Source organism: Oxobacter pfennigii, assembly GCF_001317355.1.
GTDB lineage: Bacteria > Bacillota > Clostridia > Clostridiales > Oxobacteraceae > Oxobacter > Oxobacter pfennigii.
This window is the reverse complement of the sequence record NZ_LKET01000032.1, coordinates 246,569-264,796: the sequence shown is the minus strand read 5'-3', so window position 1 is coordinate 264,796 and position 18,228 is coordinate 246,569. Positions and strand designations below refer to the sequence as shown.

The 18,228-nt window shown below is 36.0% G+C and carries 18 protein-coding genes and 2 tRNA genes; 17 read left to right on the top strand and 3 right to left on the bottom strand.

Features of this window, described 5'->3' with window-relative positions; genetic code table 11:
- Nucleotides 1-7: 7 nt before the first annotated feature.
- From selB to OXPF_RS22485, 6 genes are all read left to right on the top strand, one after another.
- A complete protein-coding gene (gene selB, locus OXPF_RS11440) occupies nt 8-1,918 on the top strand; it encodes a selenocysteine-specific translation elongation factor (RefSeq protein ID WP_054875340.1) in 1,911 nt (636 codons plus the stop codon).
- 175 nt (nt 1,919-2,093) lie between these two features.
- A tRNA-Sec gene (locus OXPF_RS11435) sits at nt 2,094-2,190 on the top strand.
- Between the two features lie 128 nt (nt 2,191-2,318).
- Nucleotides 2,319-2,690, top strand: a complete 372-nt coding sequence (locus OXPF_RS11430) for a phage integrase SAM-like domain-containing protein (protein ID WP_054875339.1) — start codon at nt 2,319-2,321, stop codon at nt 2,688-2,690.
- Between the two features lie 561 nt (nt 2,691-3,251).
- Nucleotides 3,252-3,953, top strand: coding sequence for a uracil-DNA glycosylase family protein (locus tag OXPF_RS11425; protein ID WP_054875338.1), 702 nt, complete (start codon nt 3,252-3,254; stop codon nt 3,951-3,953).
- 192 nt (nt 3,954-4,145) lie between these two features.
- Nucleotides 4,146-4,376 carry a hypothetical protein gene (locus OXPF_RS11420; RefSeq protein ID WP_054875337.1) on the top strand — a complete coding sequence of 77 codons (231 nt, stop codon included), beginning with the start codon at nt 4,146-4,148 and terminating at the stop codon, nt 4,374-4,376.
- A gap of 102 nt (nt 4,377-4,478) precedes the next feature.
- On the top strand, nt 4,479-4,646 hold the full coding sequence (locus tag OXPF_RS22485) for a hypothetical protein (RefSeq protein WP_160317205.1): 168 nt from the start codon (nt 4,479-4,481) through the stop codon (nt 4,644-4,646).
- A 144-nt stretch (nt 4,647-4,790) separates the two neighbouring features.
- Here the strand turns inward: OXPF_RS22485 and OXPF_RS21820 are convergent, their stop codons facing one another.
- Nucleotides 4,791-4,925 (bottom strand): DUF3006 domain-containing protein, encoded by a 135-nt coding sequence (locus OXPF_RS21820; RefSeq protein WP_083479868.1) that lies wholly within the window; start codon nt 4,923-4,925, stop codon nt 4,791-4,793.
- 134 nt (nt 4,926-5,059) lie between these two features.
- Between OXPF_RS21820 and OXPF_RS22135 the strand changes: the two genes are divergently transcribed.
- Nucleotides 5,060-5,148 (top strand) — tRNA-OTHER (locus OXPF_RS22135).
- Between the two features lie 58 nt (nt 5,149-5,206).
- On the opposite strand, the gene OXPF_RS11415 is transcribed toward OXPF_RS22135, so the two are convergent.
- Nucleotides 5,207-5,461, bottom strand: a complete 255-nt coding sequence (locus OXPF_RS11415; protein ID WP_054875336.1) for a hypothetical protein — start codon at nt 5,459-5,461, stop codon at nt 5,207-5,209.
- Nucleotides 5,462-5,673: 212 nt separating this feature from the next.
- Between OXPF_RS11415 and OXPF_RS11410 the strand changes: the two genes are divergently transcribed.
- The 6 genes from OXPF_RS11410 (at nt 5,674) to holA (ending at nt 12,275) form a co-directional block, all read left to right on the top strand.
- Nucleotides 5,674-6,063: a cell division protein SepF gene (locus OXPF_RS11410; protein WP_054875335.1), complete on the top strand. Its 390-nt coding sequence runs from the start codon at nt 5,674-5,676 to the stop codon at nt 6,061-6,063.
- A 46-nt stretch (nt 6,064-6,109) separates the two neighbouring features.
- Entirely contained in the window at nt 6,110-7,696 is a 1,587-nt protein-coding gene (locus tag OXPF_RS11405; RefSeq protein ID WP_054875334.1) for a cell wall-binding repeat-containing protein, read from the top strand.
- A gap of 168 nt (nt 7,697-7,864) precedes the next feature.
- A complete protein-coding gene (locus OXPF_RS11400; protein ID WP_054875333.1) occupies nt 7,865-8,245 on the top strand; it encodes a hypothetical protein in 381 nt (126 codons plus the stop codon).
- A gap of 297 nt (nt 8,246-8,542) precedes the next feature.
- On the top strand, nt 8,543-8,836 hold the full coding sequence (locus OXPF_RS11395) for a hypothetical protein (RefSeq protein WP_054875332.1): 294 nt from the start codon (nt 8,543-8,545) through the stop codon (nt 8,834-8,836).
- Between the two features lie 2 nt (nt 8,837-8,838).
- A complete protein-coding gene (locus tag OXPF_RS11390) occupies nt 8,839-11,166 on the top strand; it encodes a DNA internalization-related competence protein ComEC/Rec2 (RefSeq protein ID WP_054875331.1) in 2,328 nt (775 codons plus the stop codon).
- Nucleotides 11,167-11,237: 71 nt separating this feature from the next.
- Nucleotides 11,238-12,275: a DNA polymerase III subunit delta gene (gene holA, locus OXPF_RS11385; protein WP_054875330.1), complete on the top strand. Its 1,038-nt coding sequence runs from the start codon at nt 11,238-11,240 to the stop codon at nt 12,273-12,275.
- Nucleotides 12,276-12,335: 60 nt separating this feature from the next.
- On the opposite strand, the gene rpsT is transcribed toward holA, so the two are convergent.
- A complete protein-coding gene (gene rpsT / locus OXPF_RS11380) occupies nt 12,336-12,605 on the bottom strand; it encodes a 30S ribosomal protein S20 (RefSeq protein ID WP_054875329.1) in 270 nt (89 codons plus the stop codon).
- A 254-nt stretch (nt 12,606-12,859) separates the two neighbouring features.
- On the opposite strand from rpsT, the gene gpr reads away from it, so the two are divergent.
- The 4 genes from gpr (at nt 12,860) to hemW (ending at nt 18,167) form a co-directional block, all read left to right on the top strand.
- Nucleotides 12,860-13,834: a GPR endopeptidase gene (gene gpr / locus OXPF_RS11375; protein WP_054875328.1), complete on the top strand. Its 975-nt coding sequence runs from the start codon at nt 12,860-12,862 to the stop codon at nt 13,832-13,834.
- A gap of 88 nt (nt 13,835-13,922) precedes the next feature.
- A complete protein-coding gene (spoIIP, locus tag OXPF_RS11370; protein WP_054875327.1) occupies nt 13,923-15,026 on the top strand; it encodes a stage II sporulation protein P in 1,104 nt (367 codons plus the stop codon).
- 195 nt (nt 15,027-15,221) lie between these two features.
- The gene (lepA, locus tag OXPF_RS11365; protein ID WP_054875326.1) at nt 15,222-17,027 is read left to right on the top strand and encodes a translation elongation factor 4; all 1,806 of its coding nucleotides are present in this window, start codon (nt 15,222-15,224) and stop codon (nt 17,025-17,027) included.
- A 12-nt stretch (nt 17,028-17,039) separates the two neighbouring features.
- Nucleotides 17,040-18,167: a radical SAM family heme chaperone HemW gene (hemW, locus tag OXPF_RS11360; protein WP_083479864.1), complete on the top strand. Its 1,128-nt coding sequence runs from the start codon at nt 17,040-17,042 to the stop codon at nt 18,165-18,167.
- Nucleotides 18,168-18,228 lie beyond the last annotated feature (61 nt).

Below are 18,228 nucleotides of genomic sequence, written 5' to 3'. Positions count from 1 at the left end.
GAAGATTATGAAACACATAATTATAGGCACGGCAGGACATATAGACCATGGCAAAACCACCCTCATAAAAGCCTTGACAGGCAGGGATACGGATACATTAAGAGAGGAAAAGGAGAGAGGAATCTCCATAAATTTAGGTTTCACGTATTTTGACCTGCCCTCGGGAAAGAGGGCAGGTATTGTCGATGTTCCCGGTCATGAAAAATTTATTAAGAATATGCTTGCAGGGGTAAGCGGTATAGATATGGTTCTCCTTGTAATTGCAGCGGATGAGGGAATAATGCCGCAGACAAGAGAGCACTTAAATATATTGTCTCTCTTGGATGTAAAAAAAGGCATTGTGGTAATTACCAAAAAGGATATGGTGGATGATGAATGGCTGGAAGTCATAACCGACGATATAAGTGAATATCTTAAAGGCAGTTTTTTGGAGAATGCCGATATGGTGTTTGTGTCCTCGGTAAATGGTGATGGCATCGGAGAACTCATTGAAAAGATAGATAAGCTTTCCGAGGAAGTTACGGAAAAAACCAGCGATGATTCCTTCCGTCTGCCCATTGACAGAGTATTTACCATCAGCGGCTTTGGTACGGTCATAACGGGAACCCTTGTTAACGGCTCTGTTTCCGAAGGGGATAAAATTGAAGTATACCCCAATAATATCATAACAAAGGTGAGGAGTATTCACGTCCATGACCAGCCGGTAAAAGAGGCTTACGCGGGGCAGCGTGTGGCAATAAATATATCTAATGTAAAGGTTGAGGATATTAAAAGAGGAGATGTAGCAGCAGAAGCAGGTTCCATGGAATCCTCCATGATGATAGACTGCAGGCTTAACTATTTAAAGGATGCAGAAAAGCCATTGGAAAACAGGGACAGGGTGAGAATATACCATGGTACTAACGAAGTATTTGGAAGGGTGTATCTTTTAGATAAGGAAGTCTTAGAACCCGGGGAAACCTGTCTTGCACAGATTAGGCTGGAGATCCCGCTGCCTTCTCAAAGAGGGGATAAATATGTAATACGTGCCTATTCCCCCATGATTACCATAGGCGGAGGGACAATAATAGACCCATATCCTGCAAAGCATAAAAGGTTTGATAAAAAAGTCATAGCTGAGCTTTCAACAAAGGAAAAGGGAAACCCTAAGGATATAATTGAACAGGTAATATTTAAAAACAGCAGGAATTTTCCCAATATGGGAAGCATCATAAAATTATCGGGCAGCAAGGAAACAGAAGCCGGAGGTATTTTAGCTGAGCTTTTGGAAGAAGGAAAAATTTTAAGCTTTAATGCGGGGGAAGGCATATGCTATGCCCATACAAAATTTATTAATGCATTGTCGGCGGAAATAACAGTACAGCTCAATGAATTTCACAGAACGAATCCCTTAAAATACGGTATGGCAAAAGAGGAAGTTAAAAGCCGTATTTTTGAGAGCAATATCAGACAGAAGCTGTTTGATGATGTTCTAGCATATTTTCAGGATAAGAAGCTCATAAAGGCAAATCAAAAATATTTATCTCTTTATAATCATGATATCACCCTGACACCATTACAGCAGGAAATAAAGGCAAAATTAGAAGACATATATAAGAGCGCCGGAATCAATGTTCCAAACTTTCAGGAGGCAACAGACAAGACCGGCAAGGATTCAAATACTGTAAAAAAGGTATTTGAATTGATGATTGATACGGGAGAGCTTATTAAAATAAACGAAGAAATGACCATTGCCTCCGATATTTATTTAAAAGCCATAGATTGTGTCAGGAATATTGTGAAAAATGAAGGCGAAGTGACGCTGGCACAATACAGGGATGCCCTTAATACCAGCAGGAAATATGCTGTTGCACTTCTTGAATACTTTGATCAGCATAAAATAACAAAGCGGATAGGAGATAAAAGGGTATTATATTAATATCTTTAAGGATTAACAGCAAGCTAATGGACATAATAATAGGTGGCATTAGATTTTATGAGCCAGTATAAATATTTTCTATACTGAGATTTGATTGCATAGAAAAAAGCTATATGCTATAATGATTGCTGTGCAATCATTGCGACATGAAATTTGCCATGCAAATTTCATATCTGGGGGTAGATAGGTGCTGGTGTGCCTGCCGGTCTTCAAAACCGAGTTGTCGCGCTAATACCGTGACGGGTGGGTTCGATTCCCACATACTCCCGCCAAAGTATTGATTATCAAGGTTCTAACGGATTTTAAAAAATTTGCTGGAACCTTGTCTGTTTTTTGAAAAATATTCAAACCGATATGCTGATTGCTTCTAAACCAAAAAATAAGAAAGGTAGTGTTTTCAATGGGTAAGAAGCAATTGCAAGTAACAAAGTATAACGGTCATAGACCGCTTATGCTGGATGTACGGAAAAATATGGGGTGTATTACAATTGAGGACTTTTTCAAGTTACATGATATATTTATAGAGTTCAAAACATTGGAGAGACTTGCTCCAAGGACTATAGATGATCATAAAATCCACATGAAACATATGAAAAATGATATTGATGAGGAAGAACGGCCTATAGTAAACCGTTTAGTTGATATAGATTTATTAAGAGGGTATTTATACTACATGATGCATCAAAAGCAATATGAGCCTGCTACCATTAATATCAGGCTAAGGACGCTAAAATGCTACTTGAAATGGCTATTTGATGAGGAGAATATTTAGACGTAAATTATTCAATAAAACTTAAATTGCTGAAAGTCCCACAGGACACAATAAAACCGTTATCAGATGGTGATGTGAAGAAAATGCTTTATGCACCGGATAAAAGTACATATGCAGGTTACAGGGACTTTGTTTTAATGGTTCTCATGCTTGATTGTGGGATAAGGATAAATGAAGCGTATATCTAGGATTCAGACATCTCGTGAAAGTTCAGGGAAAACATATGCTTAGTAAGAATGTATCAGTTGTATTTTCCGGAATAGCAAGCATAGTACAAATTATTATATGGTATTTAAGATATGGAAAATAGTAATATTCTTGTTATCCAAGCATTATAAAGTAATTATCTTCATTTTGTCAGGATAAAAATTACGAAATCTAATGTTTAAAATCTCATGAGCTTGTATATAATTTTAATGCTTGTTAATACTCAATGTTCATTTTTTCATAATTTAAGTCTCCTTTGAAAAATAGTCCTGCAAATAGGGCTATTTTTGTTTTATATTTAGATTATAATATAATTGATTCTCAAGAAAATTATTTTATTAGGGAGTTATAGAGATGTTTAGAAATGATTTACCAAGTTTACTTTTTGAAAAAATATATAAAGTTGAGCCATATCCGGATTCTGTAGAACCAGTACCTAGAATGATTGAAGAAACAGCATTTTTTCCAGGTGGTAAAGGACTATGGATGGAAAATACAACAAATATCCTACCATCAATACTTGTATTAGGACAAGATTTTTCAGCTTTAAAAGAATACCTTAAAATAGTGAATTCTAAATCAAAGGACTTAGAGTGTCCAACCTGGAGAAACATCATTAAGCTATTTAAAGAAGCGGATATATCTCTGAGCGAGTGTTTTTTTTCAAATGTTTTTATGGGATTAAGAAAAACAGAATCAATGGTTGGCAAATTTCCTGGGTTTAAGGATAAGGAATTTACTCAAAGGAATTTAGAATTTCTGGCATTTCAAATTGAAATTATAAAACCTAAACTTATTATTACCTTAGGTAGATATGCAATTAATATGCTGGCAAATTTATCATCACAGACTTTAAAAAGTTGGAAAAAAGCAAAATCTTTCAATGATATAGATGAGGCCATTAAATTTGATGTTGAATTTAGAAATCACCGATGCAATTGTGTTTCTTTGGTTCATCCTTGTATGAGGCACTCAAATATTAAACGAAGGCGATACAATAACTATATGGGCAATCATGCAGAGTTAAATATGCTTAGGGATGCTTTAAATCAGTAAATGCAATTTGTTATGGTTGCAATCAAGCCAAATTTTTTAGGGTCAGTAATATTTCCTATCTATGACTATACCAACATGGATTTTAAAATCAGACAGCCAATTTATGCATAATAAGTTGTATAATGCAATGGGACATAATTGTAGGAAAATGCGAAGTAAAGATTGTTTATATTTGGCGGAGGTGTAGTGATTATGAATATATTAAAATCAACCGGTTGGCTATTGATAATATTTTTTGCAGCAGCGAGTATATTTGGTCTAACAAGCGGTTTGCAGCTTTTGCTATTTTGCTTTGGACTAAAAGAGTTCTTAAGTGCAAAAGAATACTATGATAATCAGCAAAAGAAGCTGGCAATTGCGTCTGTAATCGTTGGCATTTGTGTGTGTGTTTGTGCATTTCTTTCTATAACCAATATAATTTAACACCACATATTATGGGCATAATTTTTATCTATGATTAATTCGTATAATTCTACTAAAGCGTCGGAAAAATTATGTTTAGAAAAGATTTTAGGAGGTTAATTGATGATAGAAGTATTTGCAAAACCAGCTGTGGGAGCAATTATTGAAAAAGAATGTGATGGTAAAAAATATATCCTTATTCAACAGCGTAACAAAGAAAGCCATGGAATCGAAACCAAAATGACTGAAATACCTGCTGAAAAAATATGTGAATACGAGAGCATTTTTTGATGTGCTTCGTCGTGAAGTACTGGAAGAAACAGGATTAATAATAACACAAATAAAAGGTGAAGAAAATTTGATTATTTCAGAAAATAGCAGATATGAAACGATTAGTTTCTTACCGTTTTGTTCCACTCAAAATTTAAGCGGCGGTTATTCCTCAACTTTAAGAACATCGCCTTCTTTTGCATCTCTAGGAATCCTTGATTTTTCTATATTAATCATTTTTTTCTCATCGGTTTCACATATTGCAAATTTACCTTCAAAACAGTCAATAATCACTTTCATATCATCCTTCGCATCCTTCCTAACGTACACGTCTATCACATATATTATATGTAGTAATAAAATATGAAATTAAGAAGCAACCGTTAGGCATCGGATTATTAAAGTACTGTAAGATAAGTAAAATCAATAGTTTAGGGGTAGGTTACACTTCTATAGGTCTTCAAAACCGAGTTGTCGCGCTAATACCGTGACGGATGGGTTTGATTCCCACATACTACCGCCAAAAAAAGTATGATTTAGCCTAATGAAATTAATAAAATAATTGCCATTAGGCTTTTTATTTAAAGCATACTATATAATATCCACTTCATTTCAGCTACGTAATAGTGGAGATTGCATTTTTTCTCCGAGCCGTTCATATCCGCAGTACAGTGAAAATTAAGCAAAGTTTTAGTCTTATCTACGGATATAGGCTTTATTGCATAAACTAACGTATTTTTGTTGTCATCTTCCATCCTCATTTTAAAGGGCGTAATACTGCCTTCCTTACTGAATATACATATTATTTCTACCGGTTTGTTCAAAAGCTTCATCATGAATACACCTCTTTTGAGTACTAGCAGTATATATTTTATCAGAGTTAAGTTATATTTCACAATATGCCTTTTGCAAAATATATAAAAAATTTAAATAAATGGAGGAAAAATAAAGGAAAATTGATATTATGTAGCGAAATAAAGGAATGTAATTTTTGGATATTATTAAATTTGACTGTTTATGACGTATTTTTTAGAAAGGAGGGATATCGTTGGGAAATGCAATAGTCTCAAAAGTACTCGATTTTATCGGTATAGGAGATGACAGTGAAAGTTATGGGGACTCAAAAATGCAAAAAGACTTGCAAGATGACTTGTATAATGCCGGTAGTGAGAAAGTTTTAAGGGTGCATTCTGCTGCAAATACCAAGGTTATTTTATCTAATCCTTTAAATTTCGATGACATGTTATTAATAAGCGATCACTTGAAGTGTAAAAAAATTGTTATTATGGATTTAAAAAACCTGGATGATGAAGAAGCAAAGAGATGCTTGGATTATATTTGCGGTACCGTATTTGTTCTTGAATGCGGAATACATAAAATTTCATCCCGGATATTCTTGATTACTCCTGCAAATGTGGCGGCGACTCAAGAGTTTTAATTGGACAGAGTATCAATGGAATTAAAAGTTTTTAAGAGGTGACATTATGAATATTAACATCAAAAAGATTTTACTGGTTTTATTTATAATAACTGCAGCGATAATAAAAATTAATGTCCCGTCATCTGCATACGAAGCAACAGAAAGAGTGTACGGAAGCGACAGGTATTCAACTGCCGTTGAGATTTCAAAAAACGGGTGGAAGGATGGGGCTGATAATGTAATACTTGCAACGGGAGAGGATTTCCCCGATGCCCTTTGCGCAGCTCCACTAGCAAAGCAATTGAATGCCCCAATTCTTTTAACGGGTAAGGATAAGCTTGATGTAAAAGTAAATGAAGAAATAAAACGGCTAGGCGCCAAAAACATAATCATCATCGGCGGCACGGGAGTAATATCCCAGTCCGTTGAAACCTCATTGAAAGATAATGGATTGAATGTTAAAAGACTTTTCGGCCTCAACAGATATGAAACATCCCTTGCCGTTGCAGGTTACAGTGATGCCAATTTCATAAATGAAGTTGTGGTGGCAACAGGAGAGGATTTTCCCGATGCATTGTCTATTGCTTCCATAGCCGCGAAATTAGGCATGCCTATAATATTGTCACCAAAAGACGTGCTGATGGATGGTGTAAAAGAATACATAAGGGATAAAGAAATTGAAAAATCCTATGTAATCGGGGGAATCGGCGTGATCGGCGATGAAGTTTTAAAGGCACTAGGCAATGCTGAGAGAATAAGCGGCATGAACAGATATGAAACAAATAAAGCTGTTATACAGAGATTTGCTGCCGATGTAAAAATGGAAATCGTATTTTTAGCTACGGGGGAGGATTTCCCCGATGCATTATCAGGCTCGGCTCTTGCCCCTAATACCTTGTCACCGATTGTCCTGGCCAGCAGGGGCAGCATATCAACTGCCAGAGATATTGTCGCTGGAAATGAAAAAAATATTAAAAAGATAGTGGTTTTAGGCGGAGAAGGTGTAATGCCGGCCTCAGACGTAGATGAGATAGTACCTGAAATAACTAAGGAGCCCCAATTACCTCCAGCACCCGAGGAACCAAAGGACACGGAGCCTCAATTACCTCCGCCTCCGACGGATGTTACAATAGATCAGGAAAACCCCATAATGGGCAAATCCGAGGTGTCGGCAGAAAAAATGGCGGCTTTCCTTATTTATTACAATCCCGAGCCTAAGATTAATACCACAGCACTTGAATTAGCCCAGATGTTTATTGAAGAAGGTGAAAAAGAAGGCGTTCGGGGAGATATTGCATTCTGCCAGTCCATTCATGAAACGGGCTGGTTCAGATACGGAGGATTGGTACTTCCTTTACAGAATAATTATTCAGGATTGGGAGCTACAAATAATTCTCCTGTAGGAAAGGGTGCATGGTTTGACGAACCCAGGATAGGAGTGAGAGCACAAATCCAGCATTTAAAGGGCTATGCAACTAAGGATCCTTTAAATGAGGAATGCGTGGATCCAAGATACTCTATTTTAGTAGCAGAAAGACGATTAGGGGTTGCACCCAACTGGGAAGATTTAAACGGAAAATGGGCTGTACCTGGTACAAATTATGGACAAACCATTATGGACTTATATGAAAGAATGAAAGCCTTTGAATAAATTCCTTGTAAATAATCCAAAAGAGATGGCAAATAAAAAAGTTTGCCGTCTCTTTTTTACATGTATAAAATTTGGACAACCGAGTATAATATTAACATGGTATATAATGGAAGTTTAGTTGGGGACATTTTTCCCACTCATACTGACAGCTGAAAGAAGGTGATATTTATGGATGTTGCAATAAAATTTCCAATCTGCAATATCATAGCATGCGAAGATATAGCAATAAATTCTGAGCAGAAGATGTACATATGTAATCCTTTTACAGGTTCTTCAGGCAAAATCATGAAGAGATTTTTTACTTATACTGTCATTCAAGGTATTCCAAACGGGGAGCAGATTTTTAAAATTCAATTGTTGGATTCCGGTAATAAACTTGTCAAACAAACAGATGAGACAAAAGTCAAGGTAGAGGAAAACCTTATAAGGGCGAAAACACAATGGACAAATATTATGTTTCAACAGTCAGGCGAGCACTCATTAAGAGTATTGCTTAAATGCAATAACTTTTTTGAGGTAATAGGATCATCAAATTTATATATCAAATAAACAATAATACGGTTAATTTCTAATATTAATAAAATTATTGAATAATGGCGATAATAATAGTAATATTAAATAGGTCGCACTAAAACTGACATATTGCTCTTTTAGAGCTTATTATAATTTATGCTGTTTATGACATACTCTTATCTTAAGAGCATAAACGGCAAAAAGGGTTGCATCGCAGTGGTTTTTATCATTGCTTTGCAACCCTTTTTAGTTTGATTTTTATAATCTTATTTTTCTCTATAAAGTATATGTATTTATATTTATTGGTAATAATATGAAGGGAGGGATGTACGTATGTTAAACAGTATCATAGCAGGCAGAGTAAGAGATGGTTCGGTATACAAAATGACCCTGGAGGTACCGGAAAAAGAGTTCTTCGAGATATACAGCGATCTTGACAATGAAGCTGCGGAAGACATCCTGAAGCAATATATGATGTATCATGCCGATGACGGCAGGTATTCCGATATCAGCATATTGCATGATTCCAATGCTCATGTAGTGAGCATTCGGGCAATAATGCACTATGACGGAAACGACCATACGGAGCAGTTTAATATACCGCCATACTTAAGCAATAAAATGTAATTATGAAAAGAGTTTTAGTATATATATCAATGTTTTTTGCCGCTGGGATTATATCAGGATTACATACGGGCAATAAGCTTAATATCAATCCATCCTTTATATTCGGCGGAATACTTATCATTTCAATATATTCAGCAATCAGATATTTAAAAGGCAGAAAGATTTTCTGCCTGCTTTTTTTGATACTGTTTTTAACAGGCCTCATGTTCTCCTATGGAAAGCTGTCACAATTTAATAAATTTCATGATGAATTGAGAGGGGTAAGGGCAACAGTCCGGGGGCAAATATCAGGAGATGTAGAAATAAAAGAAAACATGTTTGTTTATATCTTATATGCCGATTGCATAGAGTTCGACGGCAAAGTAATAGACACTGGATATAAAGTCAGGGTAGTGGATTATGAAAATAAAGGAGATTATTTAATTCCTTATAACAATATAACATTATCGGGTGCATTCAAGGAAAATTACCAGTATAAAAATACCGGTAGCACCGATTATAACCTTCTGATGTATAAAGATAATATTGTAAGTGTATTTACGGCTGATTATTCTCAGAGCATTTATTCTTCAGAGGATAATAGACGGTACATGGAGAAAATTTCCTATGAACTTAAACAAAAGGCAGGAGAGATATTAAACAAATATACAGGGCAAGTATCTCAAGGTTTATTAAGTGCCATAATGTTTGGTGATGTATCGGGTATAGGGGAAGATAATTATCAGGGATTTATAAACAGCGGAGTCATACATGTCTTCGCCGTGTCCGGATATAATATATGGATACTGTATTTTTTGCTGTCAAAAATATTAGCTTTCTTAAATGGACTACATCGGATAAAAATCATTATTATAATCATGGTTCTATACATTTATACTTATATCGCAGGTGCTACGCCCTCCGTTACTCGGGCATTCATAATGGCATCCTTAATACTTACCGGGAGGATTTTAAGAAGGGATAATGACTCCTTAACATCCTTATCCTTGGCAGCAACTGTGATTTTGATTATAAATCCGCTGGAAATCATGGATACAGGATTTATATTGTCCTTTTTATCCGTTGCTTCAATTATATTTTTATATCCTAAAATAAACGCATTCCCAATCAATACCAATGAAGGCATAAGAAGCATTATAGTAACAAGCATGTGTATACAGATAGGCACTATGCCCGTCACTATATATTATTTTAATAATTTATCCACCTTTTCTTTTGCGGCAAATCTTGTTGTTATTCCGCTGGTATCGCTTTTGACAGTTTTTGGATTATTGATTATTGCACTGCATTTTATAATACCTCCAATGGCCTTTGCTATAGGAGTTATAGTTAATTATGCTGTACAGATTATTTTATATTTTACCGGAATAATATCTTCATTGCCTTTATCAAAATTGATTATTACAACTCCTTCAATAACTACCATAATTATTTATTACATGGTCATAGCTTTGATATTCAATTTGATTGCACTAAATGAAAAACAGAAGAAGCTTTTTAAATACCTGGTTTTAGCTATATTGACAGCAGATATTATAATTTTCATGCTTCCTTCCCCCCTGACAATAAAATTTGTGGACGTAGGCCAGGGGGACTGTATATTAATATCCACTCCTGACAAGAAAAACATATTAATTGACGGAGGCGGCATAAACAGCAATTTTAATTCCGGCATTGATATAGGAGAGGATGTAGTGGTGCCTTATTTATTAAGACAGGGGATAAATAAGCTTGATTTAATAATATCAACCCATGCAGACGATGACCACTTGAAGGGTTTAATACCCGTCATGGAATGTTTTAACTATAATGAATTCATAATAGGTGACACAGATAATCTTGAAGGGTATAAAGAGCTTTTAGAAGAAGATTTGATAGATGAGGATGACATATCAAAAGTGGCTTTTGGCGAATGTATTGAGGTTGGGAAAGAAGTGAAACTGTATGTATATAATCCCATAAGGAATGTATTTAATGATGATAATGATTCCTCCGTTGTGGTAAAGCTCATTTATAAAGATTTCTCAGCGCTTTTTACCGGAGACATAAGCTCTCAGGTTGAAAAAGAGATTTTAAAATATGGGATACGGTCAGACGTATTAAAGGTGCCTCATCACGGCAGTGCTTCATCTTTATGTCAGGAGTTTTTAGATGCTGTATCACCAAAAACAGCAGTTATATGTGTAGGCAAAAACAGTTATGGTCATCCGGCTTCTGAAACTTTGGATAAAATAAATGATATGGGAATACCCTTGTACAGGACGGACATAGACGGTGAAGTTATAATAACCACCAAGGGAAGGGATTTTAAAATACAAAGCATTATGTAGCATTTGATATAAAAGCTTCTGCAATATATAATATGTATAGACTGGAAGTTAAATTTATAAGGATGGTTTATATGGCAGACATTTTTACATACGATTCATTGATTGATTCTGTCAATGAAGGCAATATCAAAAAACTGTATTTATTTTACGGCTCCGAGCTTATACTTATCAATGAAGCATTGTCGGCTTTAGAAAGGAAGGCCGTAAAGCCGGATTTTAAAAGCTTAAATTACAGCAAGCTGGATGCTTCGGACATAGCATATGACACATTGGTAAATGCCTGTGAGACAATGCCCTTCATGGATGAAAGAAGAATGGTTGTTATTAATAATTGCAGCCTCTTTAAAAGCAAGAGACAGAGAAAAGAGGATAATTTCGAAGATACAGACATAGATGATTTATGCACTTATATAGCTTCAATACCTGAAACGACGGTGCTTGTGTTTACAGCCGGCAAAGAAATTGACAGGAAAAAGAAAATTTATAATACCGTAAAAAAACACGGATGTATTGCAGAATTTAATTTTCCTCAAGGTAATGAATTATTAAGCTTTGTTGTAAGGGAATTTAAAAGGCTCAATAAAATTATTGGGAAAGCAGAGATTTCATATTTAATAAGCAGGGTTCCCGGGAGCCTTAATGATATATTAAATGAAATTAAAAAGATAAGCTCCTATATAGGGGAGAGGGGAGAAATAAAAAGAGAAGATATAGATGCTGTAGTGGTAAATACGCTGGAAATGAATGTTTTTCAGCTGGTGGATTCGGTTTCTCTTAAAAATCCCTCTAAGGCATTATACATTCTTAATGAGCTTATTATAGAATCCCAGCCTATTCCTGTGATTTTATCCATGATCATAAGGCAGTATCGTATGCTTTTAAATATAAAGCTTATGACTCAAAAGGGATATTCCAATGCTGAAATATCCCAGAAATTGAGCCTGAACATATATGTGGTTTCCGGAATAAAAAAGATACTTCCCAATTATTCCGAAGATCAGATAATAAAAAGATTAAAACGATGCTTAGATGCAGACCTTGCCATAAAAACGGGCAGGATGGACAGCAGGATTACCATAGAGGCATTGATTGTTGAATTGGCCGGATAAAAAATGAAAGACCGTATTACCGGTCTTTTTATGTTTTTGCCCAAAATAAGGCCAACATCATTATTGAGCAACAGCTTTATTAAGCTTTATTGCTAATTTTGATTTCTTTCTTGAAGCTGTATTTTTATGAAGTATACCTTTAGCCGCTGCTTTGTCTATTGCATGGCTGACCCTAGGATACATCTTCTTTGCATCATCAACATTTCCTGTAACTATAGCTTCTTCGAACTTTTTGATGAAAGTCTTTACTGATGACTTTACCATTCTGTTTCTGAGTGTTTTAGCCTCAGTTACTTTTATTCTTTTTATAGCTGATTTAACATTTGCCAATCTCTTCACCCCCTCTGTATTTTTTTCTATTTTAGCAGTTTGGGGAATCTGCAATAGGATTCAAAATATCAACGGATTCAATTATATCATTTATTTTTTTTAACTTCAAGTAAATTATTAAGCTTCAGTAAATTTATGATTATTAAAGTAAAATTAGATATAAAGTTAGATAATCATTTGTAATTATAGTATAACAAACTGGGAAAAATATATGAAAGGTAGCAACATAAAAAGTATTAAGGAGGCTTATAATTATGTACAGTATAAGGACTGATCTTGCTGTAGAAGCCAGGGAGATATATGAAAAGGATAACAGAGGCGATATGCCGGGTGTTGACGTTGAAGTAAAAAGAGGAAAGGACATGACTGTCACCATTGTAAAGGTAGTGGATAAAAAGGGTGAAAAAATAATAGGAAAGCCTATGGGGACATATACCACAATTGAGGTTCCGGAGCTTAAAAATTTTAACCAGGACCTTCAGGATGAGGTAAGTGAGACCATGGCAAAGGAATTAGCCAGCCTTATTGATTTGGATAAGGAAAAAACAGCTTTGGTGGTCGGTTTGGGAAACTGGAATGTAACCCCCGATGCCTTAGGCCCTAAAGTGGTATCAAGGCTCATGGTCACCCGCCATTTAAAGCAAATGATGCCGGATGAAATAGAAGAAGGCATGCGGCCGGTGTGCGCCTTATCCCCGGGGGTATTGGGCCTCACGGGAATTGAGACCAGTGAGATAATCCAGGGAGTAGTTAAAAAGATAAAGCCGGATTTGGTATTGGTGGTGGATGCTTTGGCATCGAGAAAAATGTCCAGGGTCAGCACTACAATACAAATAGGAAATACAGGCATAAACCCGGGCTCGGGAGTGGGAAACAAGCGTATGGGCTTAAATCAGGCATTACTTGGAGTTCCGGTTATAGCAATAGGAGTGCCAACTGTTGTTGATGCCGCAACCATGGCCAACGATACCATTGACCTTGTAATAGACACCCTGCTTCACCAATCGGAGCAGGGAAAAGAATTTTATAACATGTTAAAGGGTATAAACAGGGATGAAAAATACCAGCTCATTCAGGAGGTATTATCTCCTTATATAGGGGATTTGATGGTCACTCCAAAGGATGTGGATGCCATAATTGATAACATATCAAAGATAGTAGCCAACGGTATAAATATATCCCTGCATCCTTCAATACATCTTAAGGATATAAACCGTTATATAAATTGATATAAATTTTAAAATGATTTTTCTTAAACTCATATATGAAGTCCTCACTGAATATATTTTATAGAGTACAAAAGGTGAGGTGTCATATATGATGCACTTTAAAACTGTCAATTATTCCAACATGATAAAAAGCTCACTGCTGCTGATAATTATTATATTTGCTCTTTTTTTAATGAAAAGCAATATATCAGCAAAATATACGGAAGTTATCAAAGTAATAGAAAACAAAACAAGCCTTCAGGAAGGTGTATCCAGATTAATAATCAATAGTGCCGTACCAATACTTAAGATAAGCATGAATAATGAAGTTGATGATGATTTGCATGAAGGAAATGTTCAATCCTTTTTAGGGTATTTCACAGATGTGGATTTAAAAAATCCCCAGACTTACCTGGCATCTCAAATACCCTTATTGAGTTTATCGGATGCGAACGTTTTGCAGGGCAGCGTAGGAGGAAATTTAAGCAGCATAGAAAGCGCCAATGAAGAGAAGATATCTGTTGAAATTACCGACAGAAACCTTGAGCCTAAACTTCTTGAAAACGTAAAGATTGACAGCAGCAAACCAAAGGTGATAATTTATCATACCCATACAACAGAGTCCTATATTTCAACTCCCGCAAATAATTACGAAATGATGGGGGACCACAGGACCACGGACCAGAATTATAATGTATGCAAGGTAGGAGAGGAGATAAAAAAATATATTGAAAGCCATTATGGCGTTGCCGTACACCACGATATGACTCTACATGATTATCCCAGCTACGAAGGCAGCTACAACAGATCGAAGCCTACAATTGAAAATCTGCTTAAACAATTTCCCGATGCCCAATATATAATCGATGTTCACAGGGATGCTTTCGCAGACAGTGAGGCTGCACGAAAGGTTATGGTTATGGATGTAATGGGAGAACAGGCAAGCAAAATCATGTTCGTGGTGGGAAAGAGCAATCCTCACTGGCAGGAAAACTATTATTCGGCCTTAAAGCTTAATCAAAAAATCGAAGAGCTCTCTCCAGGATTATCAAAGGGCATACTTGTTAAAGACAGGTCCATATACAATCAGGATATTTCAAACAAAGCCATATTGATTGAAGTCGGTTCTGACAGCAATACCTTGGAAGAAGCCTTATTATCGGCAAAAATTTTCGCAAGGGCTTTAGGAGAAGTATTAAAGGATAATCCTTAAATATTTAAATTGAATAGAATAATAAAAAATACACATCCTTATAATAAGGAGTGTATTTTTTATTATTCTTATTTTAATATGTAATTAAGCACTGTATTGACACTGATTATTCCAGTTGATTATAATTTAATAAGATTTTGTAAAGAATGATGTGAAAATTTACTAAAACACACTCAAGTTTTGAGGAGGATATTAATGGCTGGTGATAGGCAGAAAAGAATCAGAAATTTTTGTATAGTTGCCCATATAGACCATGGAAAGTCAACATTAGCCGATAGGTTGATAGAAAAGACGGGTACTTTGACAGAAAGAGAAATGGACGAGCAGATTCTTGATAATATGGATTTAGAGAGAGAAAGGGGCATAACTATAAAAGCCCAGGCAGCCAGACTTGTATATAAGCATACCGACGGAGAAGAGTATATATTGAATCTTATAGATACTCCGGGACATGTGGATTTTAATTATGAAGTATCAAGAAGTCTTGCTGCATGTGAAGGGGCGGTGCTTATAATCGATGCCACCCAGGGGATACAGGCACAGACCTTGGCCAACTGCTACCTGGCATTGGACCATGACCTTGAAATCGTTCCTGTAATAAATAAAATCGACCTTCCAAGTGCCGAACCCGATTTAGTTAAAAAAGAAATTGAAGATATAATAGGTTTGGAAGCCGAAAACGCACCTTTGATATCTGCAAAACAAGGTGTGGGGATAGAAGATGTTTTAAGAGATATAGTGGACAAAATACCGCCGCCTGTGGGCGATGTGGATGCTTCCTTAAAAGCATTGGTATTTGACAGCTATTATGATAATTACAAAGGTGTTATTGCCCATGTAAGGGTGAAAGAAGGAATCATTAAAAATGGAATGAAAATAAAAATGATGGCAACTGGCAAGGAATTTGAAGTAGTGGAAGTGGGTATTTTCAGACCTAGTATGGTACCAATTGATGAATTATATGCAGGTGAAGTTGGCTACATTGCTGCCAGTATGAAAAACGTAAGGGATACCAGAGTAGGAGACACAATAACAGGGGCTTTAAACCCTACAAAAGAACCCCTTCCGGGATACAGGCCGGCCATTTCAATGGTATTTTGCGGTATTTACCCTGCCGATGGTGCCAAATACAATGAGCTTAAAGATGCATTAGAAAAACTTCAGTTAAATGATGCTGCCCTGTCCTTTGAGCCCGAAACATCGGTGGCATTGGGATTTGGTTTCAGATGCGGCTTTTTAGGACTTCTCCATATGGAGATTATTCAGGAAAGACTGGAGAGGGAATATAACCTTGATTTGATCACTACAGCTCCAAGTGTTATTTATAAGGTTAATAAAACAGACGGCACTGTTTTTGATATAACAAATCCTACAAACCTGCCGGCAGCTTCTGAGATAGACTATATGGAGGAACCCATTGTAAAGGCAACCATAATAACTCCTTCCGATTATACAGGACCCATAATGGACTTGTGCCAGAACAGAAGGGGTACTTTTAAAGATATGCAGTATATCGAGCAAAAAAGGGTTATGCTTCATTATGAAATGCCCCTTAATGAAATAATATATGATTTTTTTGATGCTTTGAAATCAAGAACCAAGGGGTATGCATCCTTGGATTACGAGCTAATGGGTTATAAAAGGTCGGAGCTTGTAAAGCTTGATATACTTTTAAACGGCGAACAGGTGGATGCACTGTCTATGATTGTACCTAACGAGAGGGCATATGACAGAGGCCGTGGCATTGCAGAAAAATTAAAGGAAGCCATTCCAAGGCAAATGTTTGAAATACCGATACAGGCTGCCGTAGGATCGAAAATAATAGCCAGGGAGACGGTTAAGGCATTAAGAAAAGACGTATTGGCCAAATGCTATGGCGGTGACATAACAAGGAAGAAAAAGCTTTTGGAAAAACAGAAGGAAGGGAAAAAGAGAATGAGACAGGTAGGCTCCGTTGAAGTTCCCCAGGAAGCTTTTATGTCCATTTTAAAAATCGACTAGGAGGGGTTGAATGTGAAGGAACTGGGACTTTATATACACATTCCCTTCTGCAAGTCAAAATGCTATTACTGTGATTTTAATTCTTACAGCGGCAAAGAAAGCATACAAAATGAGTATATAAAATGCCTTATAGAAGAAACAGAAAAAAACCTTCCATTAATAAAGCAGTATGATATAAAATCAATATATATAGGTGGGGGTACGCCCACCTATTTAAATTTGGATTCTTTAAAAATGCTGTTATCATACTTGAAGCAGTTTGTAAGCGCTGATATTGAGTATACCTTAGAAGCTAATCCCGGAACGTTAAGTGAAGATAAGCTTAAGTTAATGAAAAGAAACGGAATAAACAGGCTAAGCATGGGACTTCAATCCTTTGATGATTCTTTGTTGAAAAAAATAGGAAGAATCCATAAGTCAGGAGATTTTATACATAATTACAATCTGGCAAGAGGGCTGGGTTTTGATAATATTAATATGGATTTGATGTTTGCAATTCCCGGCCAGAGCATGGATAGCTTTTTAAATACGTTAAATGAAGCAATAAAATTAAAACCGGAGCATGTATCCTGCTACAGCCTTATTATAGAAGAAGGCACCGCCCTTTATGAAGATTATAAAAAGGGTCACATAAAGGAGACTGATGAGGATAACGACAGGAATATGTACCACCTGGCCATTTCAAAATTAAAGTCTGCAGGATATGAGCAATATGAAATATCAAATTTTTCTCTGCCTGATTTTGAGTCCAGGCATAATATCATATATTGGAAATGCAATGAATATTTAGGTTTAGGTGCCGGAGCCCATTCTTTTATTAATGGAACAAGGTTTAGCAACATATTAAAACCCGAAGAATACATTAAAAAAATAAATGAGGGGCATTCTCCGCGTTTTGAATATAATGAGCTGACTTTGAGAGACAGGGTACAGGAATTCATGTTCATGGGGTTGAGGATGAATGAGGGTGTAAGTTACGATGAATTTCATGAAAGATTTAAGCAGGACATGAAAAAGGTATATGGAGACAAGATAAAAAAACTCATCAATTCAGGGCTTCTCAAAGAGGAAGGCAGGAAAATAAGTCTCACTGAGTTTGGCAGGGATGTATCCAATCAGGTCTTTGTTGAATTTATTTAATAAAGTCTTGACAAAATAAGTGTGTAGTGTTATTTTAAAATCGTAATCTTTAGCACTCAAC